The organism is Aeromonas sp. SER (assembly GCF_038739615.1).
GTDB lineage: Bacteria > Pseudomonadota > Gammaproteobacteria > Enterobacterales > Aeromonadaceae > Aeromonas > Aeromonas jandaei.
Genome location: NZ_JBCGFC010000001.1, coordinates 420,208 through 445,112, shown reverse-complemented (window position 1 = coordinate 445,112; position 24,905 = coordinate 420,208). Strand labels below are relative to the sequence as shown.

Sequence of the window (24,905 nt, the reverse complement as noted above, 5' to 3'; positions counted from 1 at the left end):
TTGTGGGAAGACATCAGGTGAATACCATCTCCATACATCCATTCGGTATGACTGCATAAAAAGGCGACCATCTGGTCGCCTTTTTATTTCGATCACTTTCCAATCAGGAAAACTTACCGTGCCGGTCGCTTGACGCCATTTCCTTTGGCCGCAGGCTTGCCGCCTTGAGTGGCGGGTTTGGCAGAACCGGCGCGGGTCGGCGCCTTGCCCTTATGGGCGGGTTTGCCGGTCGGTTTGCCCTTACCTGCACTCTTACCAGCACTATGACCTGCGCCTTGTCCGGCGGGCTTGCCGTTCCCCAGCTTGAGCTCGGAGCCCAGCGGCTTGCCATTGCCCTTGCCGCTCTTGTTGGCGCTGGGGTTAGCGTGCTGGCCGTTGCTCTGGCCCGCAGCCTTGTTGCCCGCACCGTTGCCGCGCTGATGGGCAATGTTACTGTGGCGAGTCAGGGCCGGTTTCATCCCCTTGCCGCTGGCGGCGCGCTCGTTGCGCCCTTCTGCTGGCACCAGACAGCCGGGGCCGTTGCCAATCAGGTGGCCCTTGCCCATGGCGAGCAGGGCTTCGCGGATCATCGGCCAGCCAGCCGGGTCGTGGTAGCGCAGCAGCGCCTTGTGCAGGCGGCGACGGCGCTCGCCCTTGGCGACAAAGACATCGCCCCCTTCGCGGCTCACCTTGTTTAACGGGTTTTTCTCCGTGTAATACATGGTGGTGGCGTTGGCGAGCGGCGACGGGTAGAAGTTCTGCACCTGATCGAGCTTGAAACGGTTCTCTTTGACCCAGAGCGCCAGATTGACCATGTCTTCATCGGTAGTGCCCGGGTGGGCGGAGATGAAGTAGGGGATCAGGTACTGCTGCTTGCCCGCCTCTTTGGAGTATTTGTCGAACAGCTCCTTGAACTGGTAGTAGCTGCCCATGCCCGGCTTCATCATCTTGGAGAGCGGCCCCTCCTCGGTGTGTTCCGGCGCGATCTTGAGGTAGCCGCCGACGTGGTACTTGGCCAGCTCCTTGATATAGCGGGGATCTTCGACCGCGATGTCGTAACGCACGCCGGAAGCGATCAGGATCTTCTTGATCCCCTTGAGGTCGCGCGCCTTGCGATAGAGGTTGATGGTCGGGCTGTGGTCGGTGTCCATGTGCGGGCAGATGGTGGGCCAGACACAGGAGGCACGACGGCAGGTCTGCTCGGCCTTGGGGCTCTTGCAGCGCAGCTTGTACATGTTGGCGGTGGGGCCGCCGAGATCCGAAATGACGCCGGTAAAGCCCGGCACCTTGTCGCGGATATCTTCGATCTCTTTCAGGATCGACTCTTCCGAGCGGCTCTGGATGATGCGCCCTTCGTGCTCGGTGATGGAGCAGAAGGAGCAGCCACCAAAGCAGCCGCGCATGATGTTGACCGAGGTCTTGATCATGTCGAACGCCGGGATCTTCTCCTTGCCATAGGCGGGGTGCGGCACCCGCTGGTAGGGCAGGCCGAAGACGCCGTCCATCTCCTCGGTTTCGAGCGGCAAGGCGGGCGGGTTGACCCAGACGATGCGATCGCCGTGAGCCTGCGCCAGGGCGCGGGCACAGCCGGGGTTGGTCTCGTGGTGCAGAATGCGCGAGGCGTGGGCGTAGAGCACCTTGTCCTCTTTGACCCGCTCATAGGCGGGCAGCTTGACGTAGGTCAGCTCCCACGGCTTGGGCTTGGCCGGCTGCACCAGCACGGGTTTGGCCTCTTGCGCGGCAGGCGCCGCTTCAGTTGCATCATCCGCGCAGGGCGCCCCTTCCATATAGGGGTTGGGGATGGGATCGATGCGGCCAATCTGGTCGAGCTTGCTCGAATCCACCCCTTTCCAGCCCGGCAGCGGCTCCTTGCGGATGACGGCGGTGCCGCGAATATCCTGCATGGTGTCGATGGTCTCCCCCGCTGCGATGCGGTGAGCCACTTCCACCAGCGGCCGCTCGGCGTTGCCGTAGATGAGGATATCGGCCTTGGCATCGAGCAGGATGGAGCGGCGGATGGTCTCGGACCAGTAGTCGTAGTGGGCGATGCGTCGCAGGGATGCCTCGATGCCGCCGATAACGACGGGGACCTCCTTGAAGGCTTCTTTACAGCGCTGGGTATAGACCAGGGTGGCGCGATCCGGCCGCTTGCCGCCCACATCCCCCGGGGTGTAGGCGTCGTCGTGGCGCAGCTTTTTGTCGGAGGTGTAGCGGTTGATCATGGAGTCCATGTTGCCCGCGGTGACCCCGAAGAAGAGGTTCGGTTTGCCCAGACGCATAAAGTCATCCTTCGATGACCAGTCCGGCTGGGCGATGATGCCGACCCGAAAGCCCTGCGCCTCCAGCATGCGGCCGATGACCGCCATGCCGAAGCTCGGGTGATCCACGTAGGCATCCCCCGTCACCAGAATGACGTCGCAGCTGTCCCAACCCAGCTTGTCCATCTCTTTGCGGGACATGGGCAGGAAGGGCGCCGTGCCGTAGCACTCGGCCCAATAGCGGGGATAGGAGAAAAGGTTGGTAACCGGCTGCATTTTAACCACCTGGAACAATTCGGGTCGCGCATTATACCGGTTGCGGCCAAGGGGGGCGATGGCTTTTTGCCCCCAGAGTTCGCACGGGATAAGGGCTGGCCATCCATTTCGGCAACCACTGGCTAGCAAACGGGCCAAAAGCAAGGGCGCCCGCAGGCGCCCTTGTTGGCAACACTCACCCTGACGGCGGCGCGTCAGTGGGCCGGGGTCTGTTCGTCCCCCTCCCCTTTGGCGGTCAATTTGGCAGCCAGCGCCTCGTCCACCTGCTGATCCCGCTGCCCGGTCATGCCGGCGTGGCGGGCGATCAGGTGGTAGGTGGCGGGCACCACCAGCAGGGTAACCAGGGTCGCCAAGGAGAGGCCGAAGAAGACCACGGTACCCACCGCCATCCGGCTCTCGTAGCCCGCCCCCATGGAGAGCATCAGCGGCACCGCGCCGATAATGGCGGTGAGCGAGGTCATCAGGATCGGCCGCAGACGGCGCACCGAACCTGCGATGATCGCCTCCTCGAACCCTTCCCCGCGCTGGCGCAGCTGGTTGATGAACTCGACGATGAGGATACCGTTCTTGGTCACCATGCCGATCAGCATGATCATGCCGATCTGGCTGTAGATGCTCATCTCCTGCCCCGTCAGCCAGAGGCCGAGCAGGCCGCCGAAGATGCCGAGCGGCACCGTCATCATCACCACAGTCGGGGTCAGGGTGCTCTCGAACTGGGCCACCAGCACCAGATAGACCACCAGCAGGGCGAGGCCAAAGACCATCGCCATCTCCCCCTGATTGTCACGGTAATCCTTGGAGTCGCCGGCGTAATCGACCGTCATGCCGCTCGGCAGATGCTCGTTGGCCCAGCCGTCGAGGAAGTCGAGGGCCTCGCCCAGAGTGTGATCCGGTGCCACGTCGGCGGTCAGGGTCACCGCCTTCTGGCGCTGGTAGTGGTTGAGGCGATTGGCGGTCGCCACCTGCTTCACCGTCGCCAGCGTCGAGAGGCTCACCATCTCGCCATTGGCCGCCTTCAGATAGATGCGGCCAAGATCGGAGATGCCGTTGAACTCCTTCTGGTTGGCGCGCAGGTAGACGTCATACTCCTCGCCCCTGTCCACATAGGTGGTCTTGCTCACCCCGCCCAGCATCGCCTGCAAAGTGCTGGCAACGGTGGAGACCGGAATGCCGAGCTGGCTGGCGCTGTCGCGCGAGACGGTCACCTGCAGCTCCGGGGTCTTCTCGGCGTAGTCGAGATCCGGGCTTATCATCAGGCCGCTCGCCTGCGCCGCTTTTTGCAGCTCCAGCCCCTGCTGGTAGAGCTCGGCATAGTCGTTGCCCTGCAGCACGAACTGCACCGCGGCGGTGGAGCCACCCCGGAAGCCCGGCTGGAAGGTGCGGATCATCACGTCGGGAATGCCTGCGAGCTTGGCCCCCAGCGAGCGGGAGAACTGGGTGGCGGTGATGTCGCGCTCGGCCCAGTCGGTGAGCTGGATGATCACCATGCCGGTCTGATCACCGCCACGGCCAAAGGCGGGGGTGCTGAAGCTCATCGCCTTGACCACCCCCTTGCCCAGCATCGGCATGATGGCGGACTCCACCTGCTGCATATTGCGCTTCATCCGCTCGATACTGGTCCCCTCCGCCCCCTTGACGAAGACGAAGACCACCCCGCGATCCTCGGTCGGGGTGAGGCTGCTCGGTAGCTGGGTAAAGAGGGCGCCGATACCGGCCAGACAAAGCAGCAGCGCCAGCGGCATCCAGCGCGAGCGGCGCAGCAGCCCCTGCAACAGGCGGCGATAGTGCCCCTCCACCCAGCCAAGGCCGCGATCGAGAGCCGCCGTCAGCCGGTTCGGCTTGTCGAGCGGCCGCATCAGCCAGGAGCCCATGGCCGGCGTGAGGGTCAGCGCCACCAGCGAGGAGCAGAGCACCGCCAGCGAAAGCAGAATGGCAAACTCGGTAAAGAGCCGGCCCACCATGCCATCCATAAAGGCGATGGGGATAAAGACCATCACCAGCACCGCGGTGGTGGCGATGACCGCAAAGCCCACCTCGCGGGTGCCGTGCCAGGCCGCCAGCAGGGGCGGTTCACCCCGTTGCAGATGGTGGTGAATGTTCTCCACCACCACGATGGCGTCATCCACCACCAGACCGATGGCGAGAATAAGCGCCAGCAGGGTGATGAGGTTGATGGAAAAGCCGAGATACCAGGCGCCGATAAAGGCGGAAATCAGCGACACGGGCACCGTGATGGCCGGGATCAGGGTGGTTCGCCCCTGGCCGAGGAACAGATAGAGCACCGCCACTACCAGCACGGCGCAGATGGCCAGGGTTTCATATACCTCGTCGATGGCCTGCTTGATAAAGATGGTGGAGTCGTAATCGACCTCCAGCTTGGCCCCCTCCGGCAGGAAGCGCTGCATCTCCACCAGCTTCTTCTCCACCCCCTGCGCTACCGCCAGCGGGTTGGCGGTGGACTGGGCGACGATGCCGATACCCAGACTCTCGCGGCCATTGCGCTGGTAGGCGCTGTCTTCGTTCTTGGCCCCCACCTCCACATCGGCGATATCGGAGAGATAGACGCTCTGGCCGTTAGCGGCGGTGCGCACCTGCAACTGCTGGAAATCTCCAGCCGTGTGATAGAGCCGGGCAATCTGCACCGACATGGTCATGGAGTTGTTGCGGATCTCACCGCCCGGCAGCTCGATGTTCTCGCGCTTGAGGGCATCCTGCACATCCGCCACCGTCACGCCGCGCGCCGCCATATCGGCCGGGCGCAGCCGCACATACATCACCTGGGTGAGATCGCCGGAGAGCTCCACTTCGCTCACCCCGTCCACCAGACTCAGGGGGTCGACCAGCACCCGGTTGGCGTAGTCGGTCATGGCGGTGCGATCCATCTGGCTGCTGCTGAAGTTGAGCCAGACCGCCACATCGCCGCTGCCGCTATCCTTGGTCACCAGCGGATCGTCGGCATCCTCCGGCAGCTTGCTCTTGGCACGGGTCAGGGCATCGCGCACATCGGAGACCCCCTCCACCATGTTCCAGCCGAGCTTGAACTCCACCGTGATCATCGAGCGCCCCTTGCGGGTCACCGAGTTGATGTTCTTGATGCCACTGATGCCGGAGAGCTGATCCTCGATGGGTTTGGTGACCTGACTCTCCATCACCGCCGGGGCTGCCCCCTCATAGGTGGTGGTGATGGTGACCGACGGGGTCTGCACATCGGGCATCTCCCGCACCGTCAACTTGCTGAAGGCGACCAGACCGAACACGGTGAGCAGGGCGCTGAGCACCACCGCCACCAGCGGGCGGCGCACTGAAATATCGGAGAGCCACATCAGCCGTTTACCTCCGCCAGATCGCGGACCTTGGCGCCATCACGCAGGTTGACCAGCCCCTCGACCACGATGCGATCGCCAACCTTGAGCCCTTCGGTGACCCAGACGGTCTCCCCCTCGGTCTCGCCGAGCACCACCGGCACCCGCTTGACCCGGCCATCGGCCTCGAGGCGATAGACGAAGCGCTGCTCGCCGGCATACTCCACCGACTGGGCAGGAATAAGGGTGAGCTGGCGGGAAGGGAGCGAGAGCTCGACGTTGAGCAGCATGCCCGGGCGCAGCTGGCCGTTGTGGTTGGGCAGCTCGACCCGCGCCTTGATGTTCTGGGTCTCGTTGGAGATGCGGCTGTCGAGGGTGGTGAGGGTGCCGTTGAAGTGCTGATCCGGCCAGGCAGCGCTGGTCGCCGTTACCGCCATGCCGGGGCGCAGCAGGGCGAGGTAGCGCTCCGGCACCGCCAGATCGAGGCGCAGGGTGTCGATATCGTCGAGGTGCAGCAGGGTATCGCCGCTATTGACCAGCGCCCCTTCGCTCAGATCAATCAGGCTGACAGTACCGGCAAACGGTGCCTGCAAGTTACGCAGGGATAGCTCGTAGCGGGCGGCATCGACGCGCGCCTGCACCTGATCGACGGTGGCCTCCTGCCCCTCCAGCACCGACTGGGTGACGGCGCCACGGGCGACCAGCTTGCGCATCTCGTTAAGCTTGCGGTGCTCATCGCGCAGGCTGGCGCTCTGCTCGGCCAGCTCGGCGCGCTGCTTGCCGTTGTCGAGGGTGATAAGGGTCTCCCCTTTGGTGACGCCCTGCCCGGACTTCACGGCGATATCGACGATGCGGCCGGTCACCTCGGGACTGATGACGACGGAGCGGTTGGCCTCCAGCTTGCCCACCAGCTTGAGGGTCGGCTCAGCCAGACTCTGCTTGACGGTCTGGGTGCGAATATTGATCTCGCGGGTCGGGGCCTTGGCTGCCGGTTGAAAGTGACCAACCGCCCACCAGATGGCAGCCACCAGAGAGAGCAGGCCGAGGCCCAGCCAGATACGCATTTTCATCGAGCAATCCATGAAGAGTTGAGAGAGGGAAATCTGATTGGGGGCCATTTTAGCCCCAGACTATGCCGTGACTATGTATAAATGTGACAAAACGTAACAGGAGTGGCGCAAGATCACTGCAATCATGCCTTTTCGATCCCTTTTTCAGCAGAGTCGCATACACTAGCGACAGTTTTCTTCGCAATATAGATAAATCGCCTATGCCAAATGTGTCTGACCGACGTTTCCTCTCACGCCTGACCTGGCTGCTGTTCGCCTCCGTCATCCTGCTGGTTGGTCTGACTCTGCGGCAAAGTCTGAAACAGATAGAGGACCTCTATCTTAGCGATACGGCCAACAGCGCCATTCGCCTGCGCGATCAGTTCAAGCAGACCGAGACCTTTCTCGAGGCGATGCGCGGACAGGCCGAAGAGCGACTGCGCAGCGATCCCCAGTCGGTACTGACCCGCCAGCTCTATCGCCATCTCGAACAGCTGCCGGAGGGACTGGCACTCGATCACCCGCCAGCCGACCTGCCCGCGGGGCTGGTCGGCAACCTGACCGGATTGGGGCCCCTACCCCCCCGTGGCAGCGAGCGGGAAGCGCGCATTCATCTGGCCCTGAGTCTCTCGCCCCTGCTCTCCACCGCCAGCCAGCGCCTCGGCAAGGAGATCGCCTGGGTCTACTTCACCGGTGCAGACAACTTTGTCTATCTCTACCCCTGGCGCCCCTCCAGCCAGTACCGTTTTACCAATGCCATCTATGAGAAGTCCTACTGGCAGGATGCACAGGCGACCCCCAATCCGGGCCGCACCACCATTCTCTCGCGCCCCTATGAGGACTTTGCCGGCCTTGGCACCATGATCACCATGTCGCAACCCCTCTACAAAGGCTCGACACTGGTGGGGGTCATCAGCATGGATGTGCTGCTCTCGCGGCTGCACCAGCAGTTGCAGGCGCTCACCCCACAGCTCGGTGGTTACCTGCTCATCAATCAGTACGATCAGGTGCTGGCCTGCAGCAACTCGGATCCCCATCCCCAGCGGCATCTGGCACCGGACGATCAGTACCGCTGGAATCAGGGTGGCTTTCAACTTACCCAGGCGCTGAACGACACACCGCTGCGGCTGGTGCATCGCATCCCCCTGTTTGAGCTGCTCATTGCACTGATCTGCCAGTCGGCACCGACCCTGCTCGCCATCGCCTTCATGTTGCTGGCGGCCCTCTCCAGTCTGAGATCTCGCCGTCTCAACCTGCAGCTTAACTACCTCTCCTGCCACGATGCGCTTACCGGTGCCTTCAATCGGCACTATCTAAGCCAGCAGGAGCAGAGTGGCCAGCTGGCAAAACAGATGCCTGTCGGGGTGATCCTGTTCGATGCGGATCACTTCAAGCGGGTCAACGACCGCTTCGGCCACGGCGTGGGTGATATCGTACTGATCCGGCTGGTGCAGATCTGTCAGCAGCAACTCAACCCATCGGATTGCCTGATCCGCTGGGGTGGCGAGGAGTTTTTGCTGCTGGTCGCCCGCTGTGACAACGCTCGTCTCGCCGCGCTGGCCGAGCAGATCCGCAGCGCGGTCGAGCATTATGACTGGCGCAGCATAGTGCCCGAGCTGGCCGTCACCATCAGCCTCGGTTACCACCCCCACGCAGACTCCATCCCGCTGCACGAGGCGATCCGCCGCGCCGATATCGCCCTCTATCAGGCCAAAGGCAATGGCCGCAACCGCTCGGAAAGATGGCAGGGTGACGAGGCCCAGCTCACAGAGTAAGCTGGGCCCTCCACACTTTTCAGGAGTCACTTCGTGCCACGAAAACCCCGCGTAGGGCTCGCTCTGGGGAGCGGTGCCGCCAGAGGATGGGCCCATATCGGCGTCATCCGCGCTCTTGAACGACTCGGTATCAAGCCCGATCTCATCGCCGGCTGCTCCATCGGCAGTTTTGTCGGCGCCGCCTATGCCGCGGGTGAACTGGACAGACTGGAGAGCTGGGTGCGCGGCTTTACCCGCCTGCAGGTGGTGAGCCTGCTCGACCCAGCCCTCTCCGGCGGCCTCTTTCGCGGCGAAAAGGTGTTTGGCATTGCCGCCAACCATCTCGGGGATCCCGAGCTGGAGAGTCTGCCCATCCCCTTCGCCTGCGTGGCGACCGAACTCGATACCGGCCGCGAGATCTGGCTGCAACGGGGGCCGCTGCGCCAGTCGGTGCGCGCCTCCTGCGGCATGCCGGGGATCCTCACCCCGACCCGGGTCAACGACCGCTGGCTGGTGGATGGTGCCGTGGTCAATCCGGTGCCCATCTCGCTGGCGCGCGCCATGGGAGCCGAGGTGGTGATCGCCATCAACCTCAACACCGACATGCACCAGCCCTGGACCGACGAGCCGGATCAATCCGGTGGCGGCCTGCTCAGCCAGTGGCTCAATCGCGGTGAAGCAACCCCGGCCACGCCCGGCATGTGGAGCGTGATGAGCGGCTCCATCAACATCATGCAGGAGCGGATCACCCGGGCGCGGATGGCAGGGGATCCCCCGGAAATCCAGCTCTGCCCGCGTCTTGGCAGCTTCTCCATCATGGACTTTCATCGCGCCAGCGACGCCATCGAGGAGGGGGAGGCCTGCGTCGAGCGCAACCTCGACCAGCTCAAGGATGAACTGGGCCGGCTCGGGGTGATCTAGCCCGAAGCCCCCATCGCCAAAACAACCAAAACAAAAAGAGCGCCTTGCGGCGCTCTTTTGCTATGCGGGAACGGTTGGCTTAGAAGAGCCCCAACCCCTTAAGCATCACGATCAGGATCAGCAGCGGCGATACGTAACGGATGATGAAGAAGAGCGGCTTGAGGATCGGCAGCTCCAGCTCGCCACCATTGGTCAGGGCATCGCGCAGCTTCTCCTCGCCCCATACCCAGCCCACAAACAGGCAGAGGAAAATACCGCCCAGCGGCATCAGGATGTTGGAGGAGAGGTAATCGAACAGATCGAAGAAGGTCTTGCCGGCAATATGGACATCCGCCATGGCGCTGTTGGAGAGCGCGCAAGTTGAACCGACGGCGCCCAGCACCAGCAGGTTGATCAGGGTCGCCTTGGGGCGGCTCATCTTGAAGCGCTCGGAGAGCACGGATACCGGCACCTCCAGAATGGAGAGCATGGCGCCGGTGGCAGCAATGGCCGACAGCACGAAGAAGAGCACCATAAAGAGGTGGCCAAACGGGATGCTGGCAAAGACCGCCGGAATGGTGATGAACAGCAGCGAGGGGCCGGCGGTCGGTTCGAAACCGAAGGCGAACACCGCCGGGAAGATGGCAATACCGGCCAGCATGGAGACGAACAGGTCAGCACACATCACCCGGAACGCGGTGACCGGGATGTTCTGGTCATCACGGAAGTAGCTGCCGTAAGTCATCATGCAGCCCATCCCGATGGAGAGCTTGAAGAAGGCGAGCCCCATGGCGGTGAGCACCACTGCACCGGTGATCTTGGAAAAATCGGGCGAGAAGAGGAAGGAGAGCCCCTGACTTGCCCCCGGCAGGGTCAGGCTGCGCACGCCAATCACCAGCAGCAGAATAAAGAGCACCGGCATCAGCTTCTTGGTGACCGCTTCGATCCCCTTGGAGACCCCCATCAGCAGGATGCCCCCCATCAACGCCAGCACCAGCCACTGCCACAGCAGGCTCTGCAACGGGTTGCTGATCAGCGCGTTGAAAGCGTCGCCGGTGACCTTGGGATCGGTCGAGAGGATAGAGCCATCAACCGCCTTGAAGATGTAGGCGAAAACCCAGGCTGCCACTTCCGAGTAGAAGGACATGATAAGGAAGGCGGCCAGCACGCCCATGACGGCGATCAGCCACCAGGGTTGCCCTTTGGGTGCCAGCTTGCTCAGGGTGGTCACCGCATCGGTTTTGCTTTTGCGGCCCAGCATGATCTCGGAGATCATCACCGGCAGGCCGACCAGCAGGGTTGCGATCACATAGACAAGCAGAAAGCCGGCACCGCCGTTCTCACCCGTCAGATAGGGAAATTTCCAGATGTTGCCAAGACCGACGGCAGAACCTAGGGTGGCGGCGAGTACGCCGAATTTGCTGGTAAAGCCGTCTCTGGCCTTGGGGGTGGTTTGACTCATGCTTGTCTCACTTTCTTTCGCATCATGCGAGATGAACCGGGTTTTGAGGGTCGGAATTTTCTGAGGTTTGGTGTGGTTTGCCAAGATGTTTTGCGTAAAAGCTCTATGCAGTGCACAGATACGGGAAACGTCTGGCCGGGCACTGTTTCAGGGACAAAAAAATGCCGCCCAGGGGCGGCATTTCTCTATCTGTCACAGTGACGATTACGCCTTGGCGAGATCGTCCGGACCAATCTGGCCGATTTCGGCGACTTTTTTGTCAGCCAGCAGCCAGAGAGTGAACTTGTGCAGTTCCGGGTGATGAGCCAGGGCAACCAGGAAGGCACCACCGACTTCACGATAACCCAGTTCGTAGTTCTTCAGGGTTGTGGGGGGAACACCCAGCAAATCAGCAAACTTCGGACGGCTCAAACCAACCGCTTCACGGATCTGACGGATCTTCTTGCCAACAGTGACGATATTTGAATTCATATTGTTCCATACTCCGTTTGGCGGATTTAATCCGCCTTTTATTTTTCGCGACGACTCGTAGTCAAGTGTATCAGTTTTGTTCGGACTCGTTATGGTCGAGCCTCTATCTTTATGAGCGCCTTTCGGCGACAACCCTTGCCTTCAAGGGGGGATGGTAATCGCTCAGCCGCCTCAGGTAAACAGTCTCGAAAAGAAACCTTTATTGTTGCCATCCCAATAAACCGTATAATCCGCCGGCTACCCATTAAGAGGAATAAGTATGGCGTTTCCCGGCATTATCTCTCGCCTGCACACGGTTTCCAGCGACATAGAATTGCAACTGCAGCTCCACCAGGGAGCGCAATATCGCGCCGAAGCATTCTGGCTTCCCGCCTCACTGAGCGATCAGAGCGGCACCATTCTGACAACCCTGTCAGAGAAATGTTCACTCTTTCTGGAGCAGGATGAACCGACTATTCAACTGCGCAGTCATGACGGCGTGTTGCAGCAAAATGGTCTGCTGCTCACCGGTAATGGTCAGGAGATGATGCTGGCCGTCACGCCGGGAGATAAAGGTGTAGTGCCGGAATCAGAATTGGCTGACATGGCCAAATGGCTGGAAGCGGGCCACCAGCACTTTGTCTGCCCGGCTGCCATCCAGCCGGTCGCCCGTGCCATCCTCAATATCTGGCCACTGGATCCCTATCTGGCCCGCCATTTTCTGACCAGCCTCACTCCGCTGCTGCAAAACGCGACCGAGCAGGATTATCTCGCCGTCTTTGCCGCCAGGGCGAATCCGGCCAACCCGCAGCCAGACTGGGTTCAGGCCTATATGAAGCTCGAAAAGCGCCTGCACAGGGCCTATCTGGATCACTAATTAATCTGGATAAACAGCCAGTTATCGACACGACACAATTTGCCATCAGGTTCATTTGTGAGCTTGATCATGTTTCAAAATCGGCATAGAGTGCGCCTCGTCATCGGAATGACATCGTTGCCTGGCTGCGGTTTTTCACGCTCAGCGTGCCCTGCCAGCGCATCTGACACACCAGGAGAGTGTGCGACCCGACACCGGGTCACTGCCAGACTCGACGCCAGCAGTACGGCGGAGCCTGCAGCTTACATAAATTCAATAGTGCGAAGCATGTGAATAACGTGCGATCTCAACGAGGATTTTTTTATGATGAAAATGGCTCCTTCCCTGATTGCCATCACCATGGCTGCTCTGGGTGCCACCGCTGCTCACGCCGCTGACGACATCTACTTCGGTGCCGGTGTTGGTGCTGCTCACTTCAACGGTCTGAACAAGATCAACGGTGGCGGTTACGAAGGTACTGAAGATGCTGCTGCTGTAAACGCATTCGCAGGCTACAACTTCAACGAAAACTTCGGTACCGAGTTCGGCTACCAGTATGCTGGTCGTGGCAACACCGAAGGTGAGCGTTACGAGAACCAGGGTGCCACCCTGTCCGGTATCGCCCGTCTGCCGGTTGGCAACGGCTTCTCCCTGTTCGCTGAAGGCGGCGCCTACTGGGCCCACACCGACGGTCTGACCGTTAGCGACACCAAAGTATCCCCGCTGGCTGGCCTGGGCGTGACCTACAAGGTTAACGACGCTCTGGATCTGCAAGCTCGCTACCGCTACATGTGGGACGTGGCTGACCTGCACCCGGCTGACGACGTACGTTACAAGTCCAACCAGAGCGTTGCTACCCTGGAAGCCGTATACCACCCGTTCCGTTCTTCCTACGTAGCTCCGGCTCCGGCTCCGGTTGTTGAAGAAGCTCCGGCTCCGGTTGCTCCGCAGATCGTTGAGAAAAACTTCGCTCTGAACTCCGACGTCCTGTTCGCCTTCGGCAAAGACAGCCTGAAGCCGGAAGGTGTTGCTGCCCTGAACGCTCTGTACCAGCAGATCGTTGAGTTCCAGCCGAAAGATGGCAACGCTGTTGTTGTTGGTTACACCGACCGTATCGGTTCCGACGCTTACAACCAGAAGCTGTCTGAAGCTCGTGCCCGCACCGTTGCCAACTTCCTGGTCAGCAAAGGTATGGCTGCCAGCAAAGTTGCCATCGAAGGTCGTGGCGAAGCCAACCCGGTTACCGGCACCAAGTGCAACGGCGTGAAAGCTAAAGCTCAGCTGATCTCCTGCCTGGCTCCGGACCGTCGCGTAGAAGTTCGCGTATCTGGCGTACAAGAAGTTCAGAAGTAATCTGACTCTTGTGTGCAGAAAGGGGGAGCCAAGGCTCCCCCTTTTGTTTATCCCCTGTCATTTTTCCCCGCTTCATACTTCCCTGTTCTGCTTCTGACAATCCTGTCACCTTTTCCCGTGAACTTGCCTGCTCAGAGTCAAAGGCATACAGTAGTTGCGCCTGTAAGGGATTGGATAAGCGCGAGATAACGCTTCCCTTCCGGCCTGTTGTCCATGATGCCAATGACTCATGAGTGTCCCGAAGCCATCCGCTATCCACTTTGCTGGCGAATTTTTCGCAGCTAATAAGAACGACTGTTTCGAACGCCCGCAAGGGCTGATGCAACGAGGATAATTCGATGAAAATCAACATGGCACCAACTCTGATCGCACTGGCGCTCGCCGCCGCAGCCACCACGGCACAGGCCGCCGATGACTGGTACGGCGGTATGGGCGCAGGCTGGGCCTATGCCCACAATCTCGACGATTTCGGCAAAGATGCCGACAAGGATGCCACCGCGCTGAACCTGTTCGGTGGCTACAACTTCAACCAGAACTTCGCCGCCGAGCTGGGCTATCTCTACGCTGGCAAAGCTGGCGTAGACGGTACCGACTTCAAGACTCAGGGGGGCACTTTATCCGGTATCGCTCGCCTGCCGCTGGGCGATATCTTCTCCGTATTCGCTGAAGGTGGCGCCTACTTCAACCACGTCAACGGTAACGGCAACGACGCCAACGGCACTGCGCCGCTGGCAGGCCTGGGGCTGACAGCCAAGCTCTCCGACCTCATCGATGTGCAGGCTCGCTACCGCTACCTGTGGAATCTGGGTGACGAGCAGAAAACCTGGGAGAGCGACATGAGCGTCGCCACCCTGGAGCTGGTACTGCACCCCAACCGGACATCTTATGTCGCACCGGTTGCCGCTCCGGCCCCCGAGCCCGTTCCCGAGCCCGTAGTCGTCGACAAGAACTTTGCCCTGAGCTCTGACGTGCTGTTTGCCTTTGGCAAATCCAGCCTCAAGCCAGAAGGTGTCGCAGCGCTCAATACCCTGTATCAACAGATCGTCGACGTGCAGCCGAAAGATGGCAGCGCCGTGGTGGTCGGTTATACCGACCGCATCGGCTCCGATGCCTACAACCTGAAGCTCTCCGAAGCCCGTGCCCGCACCGTGGCCGACTTCCTAGTGGGCAAGGGTCTGCCGGCTGGCAAGGTCTCCATCGAGGGTCGTGGCGAGGCTAACCCGGTTACCGGCACCCAGTGCGACGGCATCAAGGCCAAGGCCAAGCTGATCGCCTGCCTGGCCCCGGATCGCCGCGTCGAAGTGCGCGTCACCGGCGTCCAGCAAGTAACCAAGTAACCAAGTTCTGTTTGCGTAGCGAACGCTCTATTACCTGAATCAAGGGGGGATATCTGGGCATCCCCCCTTGTTATTTATCCTTCGCTTCCACACCGCTCAAACCAGCTTGCCGTCGTTGCCTTGCCAGCATAAAGTCGGCACTCCCGACCGGTTCAAGTCATAGATAAATACACAATGCATGACGTGCGTTATACCCCCTCCCGCATTCGCATGAGATGCGTCTCGCGCTCGGCAGGCAAATACAACTGGCTGCTGCTTCCAGGTGGTCCGGGCCTCGGCTCGGAAAGCCTGCAAATTCTGGCAGAGCAGCTGACGGTCAACGGCACAGTCTGGCTAATTGATCTGCCCGGCGATGGCAGCAATACCGACATGATCGATCATACGACTGCGTACGAGCGCTGGCCGGATGTACTCATAGAAGCCGCCGATGCACTTCCCAACCCCGTTTTCATTGGTCATTCAACCGGTGGCATGTATCTGCTCTCGGTATCTGAACTGGCTACGCGGCTGGCTGGGCTGGTGTTGATAAGCTCAGCCCCCTCTGCTCGCTGGCAGGCCGACTTTGCAAGCATGTGTGAACAGCACCCCTTGCCCGAGAGCGAGACTGCCGCGCACGCGTTTTCCCGCGAACCAAATATCGCGACCCTCAGGGCGCTCGTCATGGCAAGTGCTCCCTGGAACTTTTCGACGCACACATTGGCCATGGGGCGGGCCATGCTGGCGAGTCTCCCCTTCAACCTTGCGGCCATGAGCTGGTCGGCAGACCACTTTGATGAAACGTACGAAGCCCGCTGGTGGCCAGCGACTATCCCGGTGCTTATTATTTCCGGTGGTGATGATCGAGTAGTCGCTCAGCAGCAGTGGCAGGATCCCCGCTATCAGGGGGATAACGTTCGACAGGTAACCATCCCCAACGCAGGCCATTTCCCTTGGTATGAAGCACCAGATGAGGTCATGGAAGCAATCATTCAGTTCGAGCGCTCACTATCGCAATAACTCACCGGATGCAAAAAGGGATGCCTGGGCATCCCTTTGTTTTTATGGCTATTTAGCGCTGAGGCGTATCAGAAGGAGGTACGGCGGTAGCGGCGATACTCCGGATGCCAGAAGTTCGCTTCGATGGCCTGAGCGATCACCTCGTCCGGGGTCTGCACCGCCTTGCCCTGCAGCATGGCGGTCTTGGCCACCATCTTGGCGATGTAGCGGGAGACCTGATGGATATCCGCCAGATCCGGCAGCAGGGAGCCCTCCTCCCCTTTCACCAGCGGCGAGCACTCCGCCAGCGCACGGCTGGCCGACATCAGCATCGCATCGGTCACCCGGGTGGCGCCGGAGGCGATGACGCCAAGGCCGATCCCCGGGAAGATGAAGGAGTTGTTGCACTGGGCGATGACGTAGCGCTTGCCCTTGTACTCCACCGGAGCAAACGGGCTGCCGGTGGCCACCAGCGCCTGACCATCGGTCCAGCGGATGAGATCTGCCGGCGTCGCCTCGACCCGGGAGGTGGGGTTGGAGAGCGGGAAGATGATGGGACGGGCACAGTGCTTGTGCATGGTCTTGACCACCTCTTCGGTAAACAGACCCGGCTGACCGGATACCCCGATCAGAATGTCCGGGCGACCGTGCTCCATTACCTCCAGCAGGGAGATATTGTCCCCCACCGGCCAGTCGGCGATGCGCTCCACCGGCTGGGAGAGGCGGCGCTGGAAGTCGAGCTGGTTGGGGATCTTGTCGGTGATAAGACCGAATCTGTCCACCATAAAGACCCGGCTGCGTGCCTGGGCATCGGTCAGCCCTTCGGCCTTCATCTGCGCCACGATCTGCTCGGCGATGCCGCAACCTGCGCTGCCCGCGCCGAGGAAGGCGACCCGCTTCTCGGAGAGCTTGGCGCCGGAGGCCTTGCAGGCGGCGATCAGGCTGCCCAGCGTTACCGCCGCGGTACCCTGAATGTCGTCGTTGAAGCAGCAGAGCTCGTTCTTGTAGCGGTTGAGCAGCGGCATGGCGTTGTTCTGGGCGAAGTCCTCGAACTGCAGCAGGATATCGGGCCAGCGGCGCTTGACCGCCTGAATGAAGGCATCGACGAACTCGGCATACTCTTCACCGGAGATGCGCGGATTGCGCCAGCCCATGTAGAAGGGGTCGTTCAGCAACTGCTGGTTGTTGGTGCCCACATCCAGCACCACCGGCAGGCAGTAGGCGGGCGAGATGCCGCCACAAGCGGTGTAAAGCGACAGCTTGCCGATGGGAATGCCCATGCCGCCGATACCCTGGTCACCCAGACCCAGGATCCGCTCGCCATCGGTCACCACGATCACCTTGACGTTCTGCTTGGTGGCGTTTTGCAGCATGTCATCGATCCTGTCTTTATCCGGATAGGAGATAAAGAGGCCACGGGCGCGGCGATAGATGTTGGAGAACTCCTCGCACGCCTTGCCCACCGTCGGGGTGTAGATGATGGGCAGCATCTCGGTCAGGTGGTTGTGCAGCAGCCGATAGAACAGTGTCTCGTTGGTATCCTGGATGTTGCGCAGATAGATGTGCTTGTCCATGTCGTTGCCAAACGCCATGAACTGGCGATAGGCACGCTCGGCCTGCTCTTCGATGGTCTCGATATTCTGGGGCAGCAGCCCCTCGAGGTTGAAGTTGCTGCGCTCTTCGCTGGTGAAGGCGCTCCCCTTGTTGAGCAGCGGGGTCTCCAGCAGGGCGGGGCCGGCGTAGGGAATGTAGAGAGGACGTTTCTGGTTATTATCTTCAAACATGGATCTTGATACCTAAACGGTTAGCTAGACGCAGGAACCCGCCGATCCTAGGGGCTTGTGTCATTAATTTCAAAGAGTTTGCATATCCGTTGCAAAAGGTTTGCGACCGAGTCGACGAAATGCCCCCGGGGTCTGACCAGTCAGGCGTCGAAACGAGTTGGCAAAGTTGGCGCCATCACTATAACCGACCCGGGCGGCCAGCTCGCTGAGCGGCCAGTTGGTGTAAAGCAGCAGCTGACGCGCCTTGTTCATTCTGAGCTCGGTCACCCTTGCCATCGGCCCCATACCAAAGTGCTGCTGACAGAGGCGGTGCAGATGAGGCACCGAGCAGGCCATCTGGTCAGCGAGCTGGGCTACACTCCAGGGCTCGTCGAGGCGTGCCTCCACCCGGCGAAACAGCGCCTGCAAGCGCAGCTCCGGTGTGCCACGCACCTCTCCCTGCAGAGTGCGCTCCAGCAGAGCCAGCAGCAGAGTGAGCAACTGGGGCTGAAGCGGGGAACGAACCCCTTCGAGCTGGATCAGGCTGAGCAGATGATGCAGCTGATCACCGCCATCCCCCTGCCAGATTCGGTGGCCGAGCCGGTGAAAATGCTGCCAGCGCGGCACGTCATCGAGCAAAATCCAGCTCATCTGCCACTGCTCCCCCACCAGCTTGAGGCCACCGGGCACGGCGGCGGGCAAAAAGATGAGCGAACCATTCGGGACAGGCTGCTCGCCCCGGTCGGTAAGCAGCGCCCCCCCCTCACTGTGGCTCGCCATCAGAATGTGAAACTCGGGCCGATTGCGGCGAATGAGGTAGTGCTCCCGAATGGTCGAGAGGCCGGTCAGAAAGATACCGGCCTCGCCGAGCAGCGGCAGCCCTTCGCGCCCCAGCATTCGCTCATCGCAGGAGGGCGCTATCTCCAGACACTCGCTGACAAAGGGCATAACACCTCAACAGGATAGTTTCACACAATAAACCCGAGAGAGACTCACAGTGAAGCCGCTCACCACTCCCCCTATCATACCCATGACAAACCTTGCTTTTCTCATACCCGGTTAACACTAATGAATTATTGGCAAGCGATTTTAAAACAAACCACCGATCGCGAGTTCATGACCCGATTGTGGCGGCTGGCCCTGCCGGTTTCGCTGCAATCCATGATGTTCTCCCTGCTTGGTCTCATCGACATCATGATGGTGAGCCAGCTTGGCACCACGGCTGTGGCGGCGGTCGGCTTGGGTAACCGGGTCTTCTTCTTCAATCTGCTGGTGACAGCGGGCCTCGCAGGCGGGGTCTCGGTGTTGGCAGCACAATATTACGGCCGCGGCGAGATGGCCGGGGTACGCCGGTCACTGGCGCTGGCACTGGTTGGTGCCCTGCTGGTGGCGCTGCCGTTTGCCCTTGTCTATGTGCTCGCACCGGGCGACGTGCTCGGATTTGCCAGCCAGGATCCCGAGCTGCGCGCGCTGGCCGACCAGTTTCTGATGATCACCGGCGCCACCATCCTCTGCACCGCCGTGGTGGTGCCGCTGGAGTCGGCGCTGCGCTCGGTCGGCAATGCCGCCGCCCCCACCCGGATCGGCATCATCGCCATCATTGCCAACGTCATCCTCAACTACGCCCTCATCTTCGGCCACTTTGGCTTCGAGGCGATGGGCGTAGCCGGCTCAGCTTGGGGCACCACCATTTCCCGGCTGCTGCAGACGGTGCTGCTGCTCATCTATGTGCAGCGCAATGAGGCTCGCCTCGTGCCGCGCAAGGCTGACTGGCTGGCAGCATTTCGGCGCAAGGAGGTGGTACGCTTTACCCTGATCGCCCTGCCGCTGCTGTTTCATGACGGCCTCTGGGCGTTCGGCATGCTGCTCTACGGCTTTCTCTATGCCCATCTTGGCACCGACTCGCTGGCCATCATGACGACCCTGGGCACGCTGGAGAGCATCCTCATCTCCCTCTTCTTCGGGCTGGCGGTGGCCTGCTCCACCCTGCTCGGTCACCGGCTTGGCGCCGAAGAGTACGAGGTCGCCTGGCAGCACTCCCAGCTCTTCCTGCTGCTCGCCCCCATCGGCGCCCTGCTGGTGGGGATCGCCGTCTGGCTATTGCAGACCAACCTGCTGCAGTGGGTCGGCAACCTGCCTCCCGAACTGATGGCCGAGGCGGGTCAGGTGCTCGGCATCATGTGCTTTGGCATGCTGCTTAAGGTGTTCAACATGGTGGGGATCATCGGGGTGCTGCGCTCGGGTGGCGACGTCAACTACACCATATTCATCGATATCGTCGGCATGTGGTGTATCGGCTTGCCGCTGGCGTGGGTGGCAGTCTCTCTGCTCGGCTGGCCCCTCTCCTGGGTGGTAGCGGTGGTGCTGCTGGAGGAGATCAGCAAGATGGTGCTGGTGCAGCGCCGCATTCGCCAGCGCCGCTGGCTGAAGAATCTGGTGATGGGCTAAAACGCGACAAAGCGGGGTCATATCAATGACAGAAAATCCCCGTTTGCAGTATGCTAGCCCCCTCTTCAATCAGAGGCAGGGCGCCGCCACATGCAATGGCTCAATGCCCCTGCCCAGTAGTCGTTTAAGGAGACGAGCATGCAACCACAGAAAGAGCTGATCACCGAGACTGCCCTGCTGGAGATGGCCAACAAGATCATCAAGGAACACGAAGATTTCATCCACGGCATGCGCGCCGACTCGGTGGAGCAGAAGGGGGATATTCTGGTGTTCAAGGGGGAGTTCTTCCTCGCCGAAGATGGCACCCCGACCGGCAAGACCATGGCAGTGTTCAACATGTTCAAGCTGCTGGCCCAGCAACTCTCCGGCAAGTACAAGCTGAGCTGATTTCGTCAGCACCTTGCCAGCAAGATGCCGCCCTCAGGCGGCATCTGTTTTTCCACTGTTCTGACCCTCGACCACCACACAGTTGCGCCCCGCCATCTTGGCCTGATAGAGGCACTCGTCGGCACGGTTGATCAGAATATCGATGGTGTCGTCGGCACGAGCCATGGCAATCCCGATACTCACCGTCACCTCCAGCAACTCGTCCGAGGTGGGACTCTTTACCAGCCGCGCCTCGACTGCAATACGCAGCCGCTCGGCCATTCTGATTGCCTGCACCGGATCGGCGTGGTTGTGCATCAGGATGGCAAACTCCTCGCCGCCGTAGCGCCCCAGCACCATATCAGGTTCCAGCTGCTCGCCCAGGGTGGTGGCCACCTCCTTGAGCACCGCATCCCCTGCCAGATGACCGTAGATATCGTTGATCCGCTTGAAACGATCGAGATCCAGCAGCATTACCGCAAAGGGCTTCTTCTTGGTCTGCAGTCGGACTCTCGCCTGTTCCAGCTGCTTCATCAACAGGCGGCGGTTCATCATGCCGGTCAGCTCGTCGGTGGTGGACTCCCGATAGAGCCGCAGCAGCATATTGAGCTGACCGCACTGCACCCAGCAGCTGGCCAGGGTAAACATGCCGAGCACCCAGATCTGGTTCAGCGTGGCCTGGCTCCAGAGGCTCTGCCCCACCAGCAGCCAGTACCCCAGCAGCATGGTCACCAGCACCACGCCAGCCAGCTGTAGCCCAAGGGAGAGCGGGATGGGAAAGATGGCAAACAGGGTGATGAGCAGATAGGGGAAGACGGCATAACCGGCCTGCAGCTCCTGCTCGCTGCCAAAACTGTGCAGGCAGAAGAGGGAGAAGATCATCATCACCATCATCAGATAGCCGAGGGCCAGCTTCATCCGCTCGCGACGAAAGTGAATGAGGTAAGAGAGGGGGATCAGCGGAGAGAGTGCCAGAGTGCAGAAGATGCGGGCCTGAAACAGCTGCTCGAAATGGGGGGCAGGCAGAGTAATCCAGTCCACCACGGCCCAGGCCGGCAACCCAACCATCAGCAGACAGGTCAGCAGGCGCAACCGCACCGTCATAAAACCCATACGGGTACGGGTAAAGTCTTCGGAGTGAACCCTCGCACTCCAGAACTCTGACAACTTAAGCATCCAGAGTCTCCACGATTAATTACCGAGGGCTCATTCTACACCTACAAAGTGGTAAAAATGTCATTAGCGAGGGGAATAAAAAGGAGAGGACGATCACACAAACCGACAGATGATAACGACACCGCGCAAACGTTTCAATACACAGAAAAATAAACCTTTTTTCTCTTCATTAACGCTGGTCATCCCCCTCTCGATCACTACAATAGCGCCCAATTTTTCCCCCTCCCCCCACACAGTCGAGGTACATATGGAACAGGCAGCAGTCACACGCGCCAATCGAGAGGCACATCCACCCAGGCGAGCCCATAGCGAACTGGTCTATGGAATAGAGGATGTCCCGCCTCTACCCCAGACCCTGTTCGCCGCCCTACAGCATATGCTCGCCATGTTTGTCGCCATCATCACTCCTCCTCTCATCATCGCCAATGCCCTCGGCCTCCCTGCCGCCGACACTCGCTATATCGTCTCCATGTCGCTGGTCATGTCCGGCATCGCCTCCTTCATCCAGACCCGCCGTTTCGGCCCCATCGGTTCCGGCCTGCTCTCGGTACAGGGCACCAGCTTCAACTTTCTCGGCCCCATCATTGCCTCCGGTCTCGCCCTCAAGCTGGCGGCCATGCCCACCGACGATCTGCTGGGCACCCTGTTCGGCACCATGCTGGCGGCCGCCCTCACCATAGTGGTGATGAGCCGCTTCCTCCATCTGGTCAAAAGGATCATCACCCCGCTGGTGACCGGCATCGTCGTGCTGCTCATCGGCCTGACCCTCATCAAGGTGGGGCTCATCAGCATGGGCGGCGGCTACGGCGCGCTGGCAGACGGCAGCTTCGCCAGCCACACCAACCTCTTCCTCTCCCTGCTGGTGCTCGGCCTTATCGTGTTGCTGCAGCGCAGCCGCAACCCCTGGTTGCGCCTCTCCGCTATCATGATCGCCATGCTGGCAGGTTATGCAGTAGCACTGCTGCTGGGCAAAGTGAGCGCCCCCACCTTCGATGGCCCGCTGGTGATGGTGCCCATTCCGCTCCACTACGGCCTCGGCTTTGACTGGCAGCTGTTCGTACCGCTCGCCATCATCTTCGTGGTGACGGCGCTCGAGGCGATCGGTGACATGACCGCCACCTCGGACATCTCCGGCGAGCCGCTGGAAGGGCCTGTCTATATGGAGCGGATCAAGGGCGGTGTGCTGGCCGATGGTGCCAACTCCATGCTGGCAGCCCTCTTCTCCACCTTCCCCATGTCCACCTTCGCCCAGAACAACGGCGTGATTCAGCTGACCGGCGTCGCCAGCCGTCATGTCGGCCTCTTTATCGCTGCGATGCTGGCTCTGCTCGGCCTGTTCCCGGCGGTGGCCAGTCTGGTACAGCAGATCCCCGAACCTGTGCTGGGCGGCGCCACCATCGTCATGTTCGGCACCATTGCCGCCGCTGGTGTACGCATCATCTCCCGCGAGGAGCTGGATCGCCGCGCTCTGATGATCCTGGCGGTGTCGCTGGCCATGGGCCTCGGGGTCGCGCAGGTACCGGAAGTGCTGCAACACCTGCCGGAGCTGGCCAGAAGCGTGCTCTCCTACGGCGTCGCCACCGGCGGCATCACCGCCATCGTGATGAACCTGCTGCTGCCCAAGCGCAGCAAACAGCCTCTCTGATCCCGCGACGAACAGAGCGCAATAAAAAAGCCACGACCCGGGTCGTGGCTTTTTTCGTTTGGATGGATTGTTGCGGGATCAGGCGGTCTGAGGTTCCGGCTCTGCTTCGCCATCCTGTTCGCGGCTAAAGTAGGCGCGGGTCTCGGCAATCACCACATGGCGCAGACCGATCAGGCCGATGAGGTTGGGCACTGCCATCAGGCCGTTGACGATGTCGGCCAGCAGCCAAATCATATCCAGATGGAGGAAGGCACCACTCGCCACCAGCACCAGATAGATGAGGCGGTAGGGCTTGATCGCCTTCACCCCGAACAGGTACTCGGTGCAGCGCTCGCCGTAGTAGTTCCAGCCAAGGATGGTGGTAAAGGCGAAGAACAGCAGGCCAATGCTCACCAGATACTGGCCGACATGAGCATCCAGCCCCTGGGCAAAGGCCAGACTGGTCATGGCCGCGCCGCTCACATCGCCACTCCACACCCCGGTCACCACCAGCGTCAGACCGGTCATGGTGCAGATGATGATGGTGTCGATGAAGGTGCCGGTCATGGAGACCAGCCCCTGCTCCACGCACGAATCGGTCTTGGCCGCCGCTGCCGCGATAGGCGCTGAGCCCAGTCCCGACTCGTTGGAGAAGACCCCGCGCGCCACCCCGGACTGGATTGCCAGCATGATGCTGGCACCGACGAAGCCGCCGGTCGCCGCATGGCCGGTGAAGGCACTCCCGATCACCAGCGCGATCGCCTCCGGCAGGGCACTGGCATTGTTCACCAGCACACCCAGACAGGCGACGATGTAGAAGATGGCCATGAATGGGACCACCTTGCTCGACACGCTGGAGATGGACTGGATGCCCCCCAGGGTCACCAGCGCCACGATCAGGGTCAGCACCACGGCAGTCGCTTCACGGGGTACCGAGAAGGAGAGGCTCATGGCATCACTGATGGCGTTAACCTGCGGGAAGGTGCCGATGCCGAAGAAGGCGACGCCGATGCCGAACAGGGCAAACAGCTTGGCGAGCGGCCTGGAGCCGAGCCCCTTCTCCAGATAGTACATGGGGCCGCCCGCCATCTGGCCGTTGGCGTCCTGCTCGCGATACTTGACCGCCAGCAGACACTCGGCGTACTTGGTGGCCATGCCGAACAGCGCCGCCATCCACATCCAGAACAGGGCACCGGGGCCGCCGAGCTTGATGGCGGTGGCGACCCCGACGATGTTGCCGGTGCCGATCGTTGCCGAAAGCGCGGTACAGAGGGCGCCGAAGCTGGAGACATCCCCCTGCTTGCCTTCGCCCTGATCGCGACCAAAGACCAGCCGCAGAGCGAGCGGCAAGCGCACCACCTGAAGCAGACCCAGACGCAAAGTGAGGTAGATACCGGTCCCGACCAGCAGGATCAGCAGGGGTGGCCCCCAGATAAAGCTATCGATGGCGGTTAACGCCGATTGAATTGATGACATGCATCCTCCTTAAGAAACAAAAATTAAGGAGGAGAAGGATGATCTTCCCATAGGTGTCGCGATCCCCAAAGGCGATCGGATGCGGGCCAAGCCCAGGTACA

18 protein-coding genes are annotated in these 24,905 nt (G+C 60.9%); 9 read left to right on the top strand and 9 right to left on the bottom strand.

Going from position 1 to position 24,905, the window contains the following annotated elements:
• Positions 1 to 113: 113 nt before the first annotated feature.
• From AAHA41_RS02125 to AAHA41_RS02115, 3 genes are all read right to left on the bottom strand, one after another.
• The gene (locus tag AAHA41_RS02125; RefSeq protein WP_323069673.1) at positions 114 to 2,513 is read right to left on the bottom strand and encodes a YgiQ family radical SAM protein; all 2,400 of its coding nucleotides are present in this window, start codon (positions 2,511 to 2,513) and stop codon (positions 114 to 116) included.
• A 194-nt stretch (positions 2,514 to 2,707) separates the two neighbouring features.
• Entirely contained in the window at positions 2,708 to 5,836 is a 3,129-nt protein-coding gene (locus tag AAHA41_RS02120) for an efflux RND transporter permease subunit (protein WP_323069672.1), read from the bottom strand.
• Positions 5,836 to 6,885 (bottom strand): efflux RND transporter periplasmic adaptor subunit, encoded by a 1,050-nt coding sequence (locus AAHA41_RS02115; RefSeq protein WP_323069671.1) that lies wholly within the window; start codon positions 6,883 to 6,885, stop codon positions 5,836 to 5,838. Before AAHA41_RS02115 ends, AAHA41_RS02120 begins: the two co-directional genes overlap by 1 nt.
• A gap of 200 nt (positions 6,886 to 7,085) precedes the next feature.
• Here AAHA41_RS02115 and AAHA41_RS02110 point away from each other — a divergent pair, with 200 nt between their 5' ends.
• Both AAHA41_RS02110 and AAHA41_RS02105 read left to right on the top strand, forming a co-directional pair.
• A complete protein-coding gene (locus tag AAHA41_RS02110; RefSeq protein ID WP_323069670.1) occupies positions 7,086 to 8,639 on the top strand; it encodes a diguanylate cyclase in 1,554 nt (517 codons plus the stop codon).
• Between the two features lie 33 nt (positions 8,640 to 8,672).
• A complete protein-coding gene (locus tag AAHA41_RS02105; protein WP_033115730.1) occupies positions 8,673 to 9,539 on the top strand; it encodes a patatin-like phospholipase family protein in 867 nt (288 codons plus the stop codon).
• Positions 9,540 to 9,618: 79 nt separating this feature from the next.
• Here the strand turns inward: AAHA41_RS02105 and AAHA41_RS02100 are convergent, their stop codons facing one another.
• Both AAHA41_RS02100 and AAHA41_RS02095 read right to left on the bottom strand, forming a co-directional pair.
• Complete coding sequence (locus AAHA41_RS02100; RefSeq protein WP_041208201.1) at positions 9,619 to 10,980, bottom strand: sodium-dependent transporter; 1,362 nt, start codon at positions 10,978 to 10,980, stop codon at positions 9,619 to 9,621.
• Between the two features lie 204 nt (positions 10,981 to 11,184).
• Positions 11,185 to 11,451: a helix-turn-helix transcriptional regulator gene (locus AAHA41_RS02095; RefSeq protein WP_026456659.1), complete on the bottom strand. Its 267-nt coding sequence runs from the start codon at positions 11,449 to 11,451 to the stop codon at positions 11,185 to 11,187.
• Positions 11,452 to 11,710: 259 nt separating this feature from the next.
• On the opposite strand from AAHA41_RS02095, the gene AAHA41_RS02090 reads away from it, so the two are divergent.
• From AAHA41_RS02090 to AAHA41_RS02075, 4 genes are all read left to right on the top strand, one after another.
• A complete protein-coding gene (locus AAHA41_RS02090) occupies positions 11,711 to 12,307 on the top strand; it encodes a hypothetical protein (RefSeq protein WP_323069669.1) in 597 nt (198 codons plus the stop codon).
• A 303-nt stretch (positions 12,308 to 12,610) separates the two neighbouring features.
• On the top strand, positions 12,611 to 13,639 hold the full coding sequence (locus AAHA41_RS02085) for an OmpA family protein (protein WP_156852288.1): 1,029 nt from the start codon (positions 12,611 to 12,613) through the stop codon (positions 13,637 to 13,639).
• Positions 13,640 to 13,977: 338 nt separating this feature from the next.
• Positions 13,978 to 14,976 (top strand): porin OmpA, encoded by a 999-nt coding sequence (locus AAHA41_RS02080; protein ID WP_043849401.1) that lies wholly within the window; start codon positions 13,978 to 13,980, stop codon positions 14,974 to 14,976.
• 174 nt (positions 14,977 to 15,150) lie between these two features.
• Entirely contained in the window at positions 15,151 to 15,972 is an 822-nt protein-coding gene (locus AAHA41_RS02075; RefSeq protein WP_323069668.1) for an alpha/beta hydrolase, read from the top strand.
• 68 nt (positions 15,973 to 16,040) lie between these two features.
• On the opposite strand, the gene AAHA41_RS02070 is transcribed toward AAHA41_RS02075, so the two are convergent.
• Both AAHA41_RS02070 and AAHA41_RS02065 read right to left on the bottom strand, forming a co-directional pair.
• Positions 16,041 to 17,735 (bottom strand): NAD-dependent malic enzyme, encoded by a 1,695-nt coding sequence (locus AAHA41_RS02070; RefSeq protein WP_323069666.1) that lies wholly within the window; start codon positions 17,733 to 17,735, stop codon positions 16,041 to 16,043.
• Between the two features lie 69 nt (positions 17,736 to 17,804).
• Entirely contained in the window at positions 17,805 to 18,662 is an 858-nt protein-coding gene (locus AAHA41_RS02065; RefSeq protein WP_323069665.1) for a helix-turn-helix transcriptional regulator, read from the bottom strand.
• A gap of 120 nt (positions 18,663 to 18,782) precedes the next feature.
• On the opposite strand from AAHA41_RS02065, the gene AAHA41_RS02060 reads away from it, so the two are divergent.
• Both AAHA41_RS02060 and AAHA41_RS02055 read left to right on the top strand, forming a co-directional pair.
• Positions 18,783 to 20,162 (top strand): MATE family efflux transporter, encoded by a 1,380-nt coding sequence (locus tag AAHA41_RS02060; protein ID WP_104015403.1) that lies wholly within the window; start codon positions 18,783 to 18,785, stop codon positions 20,160 to 20,162.
• A 138-nt stretch (positions 20,163 to 20,300) separates the two neighbouring features.
• Positions 20,301 to 20,549 carry a YciN family protein gene (locus AAHA41_RS02055; protein ID WP_033115738.1) on the top strand — a complete coding sequence of 83 codons (249 nt, stop codon included), beginning with the start codon at positions 20,301 to 20,303 and terminating at the stop codon, positions 20,547 to 20,549.
• Between the two features lie 33 nt (positions 20,550 to 20,582).
• Here the strand turns inward: AAHA41_RS02055 and AAHA41_RS02050 are convergent, their stop codons facing one another.
• Complete coding sequence (locus tag AAHA41_RS02050; protein WP_041208190.1) at positions 20,583 to 21,704, bottom strand: GGDEF domain-containing protein; 1,122 nt, start codon at positions 21,702 to 21,704, stop codon at positions 20,583 to 20,585.
• A gap of 247 nt (positions 21,705 to 21,951) precedes the next feature.
• On the opposite strand from AAHA41_RS02050, the gene AAHA41_RS02045 reads away from it, so the two are divergent.
• Entirely contained in the window at positions 21,952 to 23,349 is a 1,398-nt protein-coding gene (locus AAHA41_RS02045; RefSeq protein ID WP_323069664.1) for a nucleobase:cation symporter-2 family protein, read from the top strand.
• A gap of 78 nt (positions 23,350 to 23,427) precedes the next feature.
• Here the strand turns inward: AAHA41_RS02045 and AAHA41_RS02040 are convergent, their stop codons facing one another.
• Positions 23,428 to 24,804 carry a sodium:alanine symporter family protein gene (locus AAHA41_RS02040; protein ID WP_323069663.1) on the bottom strand — a complete coding sequence of 459 codons (1,377 nt, stop codon included), beginning with the start codon at positions 24,802 to 24,804 and terminating at the stop codon, positions 23,428 to 23,430.
• Positions 24,805 to 24,905: the final 101 nt, after the last annotated feature.

Bases quoted from the DNA above. Each gene is read 5' to 3' on its own strand.
- AAHA41_RS02100 (WP_041208201.1), bottom strand. From the start codon at position 10,980: ATGAGTCAAACCACCCCCAAGGCCAGAGACGGCTTTACCAGCAAATTC.
- AAHA41_RS02080 (WP_043849401.1), top strand. From the start codon at position 13,978: ATGAAAATCAACATGGCACCAACTCTGATCGCACTGGCGCTCGCCGCC.
- AAHA41_RS02085 (WP_156852288.1), top strand. From the start codon at position 12,611: ATGATGAAAATGGCTCCTTCCCTGATTGCCATCACCATGGCTGCTCTG.
- AAHA41_RS02090 (WP_323069669.1), top strand. From the start codon at position 11,711: ATGGCGTTTCCCGGCATTATCTCTCGCCTGCACACGGTTTCCAGCGAC.
- AAHA41_RS02120 (WP_323069672.1), bottom strand. From the start codon at position 5,836: ATGTGGCTCTCCGATATTTCAGTGCGCCGCCCGCTGGTGGCGGTGGTG.
- AAHA41_RS02060 (WP_104015403.1), top strand. From the start codon at position 18,783: ATGAATTATTGGCAAGCGATTTTAAAACAAACCACCGATCGCGAGTTC.
- AAHA41_RS02070 (WP_323069666.1), bottom strand. From the start codon at position 17,735: ATGTTTGAAGATAATAACCAGAAACGTCCTCTCTACATTCCCTACGCC.
- AAHA41_RS02075 (WP_323069668.1), top strand. From the start codon at position 15,151: ATGCATGACGTGCGTTATACCCCCTCCCGCATTCGCATGAGATGCGTC.
- AAHA41_RS02095 (WP_026456659.1), bottom strand. From the start codon at position 11,451: ATGAATTCAAATATCGTCACTGTTGGCAAGAAGATCCGTCAGATCCGT.
- AAHA41_RS02050 (WP_041208190.1), bottom strand. From the start codon at position 21,704: ATGCTTAAGTTGTCAGAGTTCTGGAGTGCGAGGGTTCACTCCGAAGAC.
- AAHA41_RS02110 (WP_323069670.1), top strand. From the start codon at position 7,086: ATGCCAAATGTGTCTGACCGACGTTTCCTCTCACGCCTGACCTGGCTG.
- AAHA41_RS02065 (WP_323069665.1), bottom strand. From the start codon at position 18,662: ATGCCCTTTGTCAGCGAGTGTCTGGAGATAGCGCCCTCCTGCGATGAG.
- AAHA41_RS02045 (WP_323069664.1), top strand. From the start codon at position 21,952: ATGGAACAGGCAGCAGTCACACGCGCCAATCGAGAGGCACATCCACCC.
- AAHA41_RS02115 (WP_323069671.1), bottom strand. From the start codon at position 6,885: ATGAAAATGCGTATCTGGCTGGGCCTCGGCCTGCTCTCTCTGGTGGCT.
- AAHA41_RS02125 (WP_323069673.1), bottom strand. From the start codon at position 2,513: ATGCAGCCGGTTACCAACCTTTTCTCCTATCCCCGCTATTGGGCCGAG.
- AAHA41_RS02055 (WP_033115738.1), top strand. From the start codon at position 20,301: ATGCAACCACAGAAAGAGCTGATCACCGAGACTGCCCTGCTGGAGATG.
- AAHA41_RS02040 (WP_323069663.1), bottom strand. From the start codon at position 24,804: ATGTCATCAATTCAATCGGCGTTAACCGCCATCGATAGCTTTATCTGG.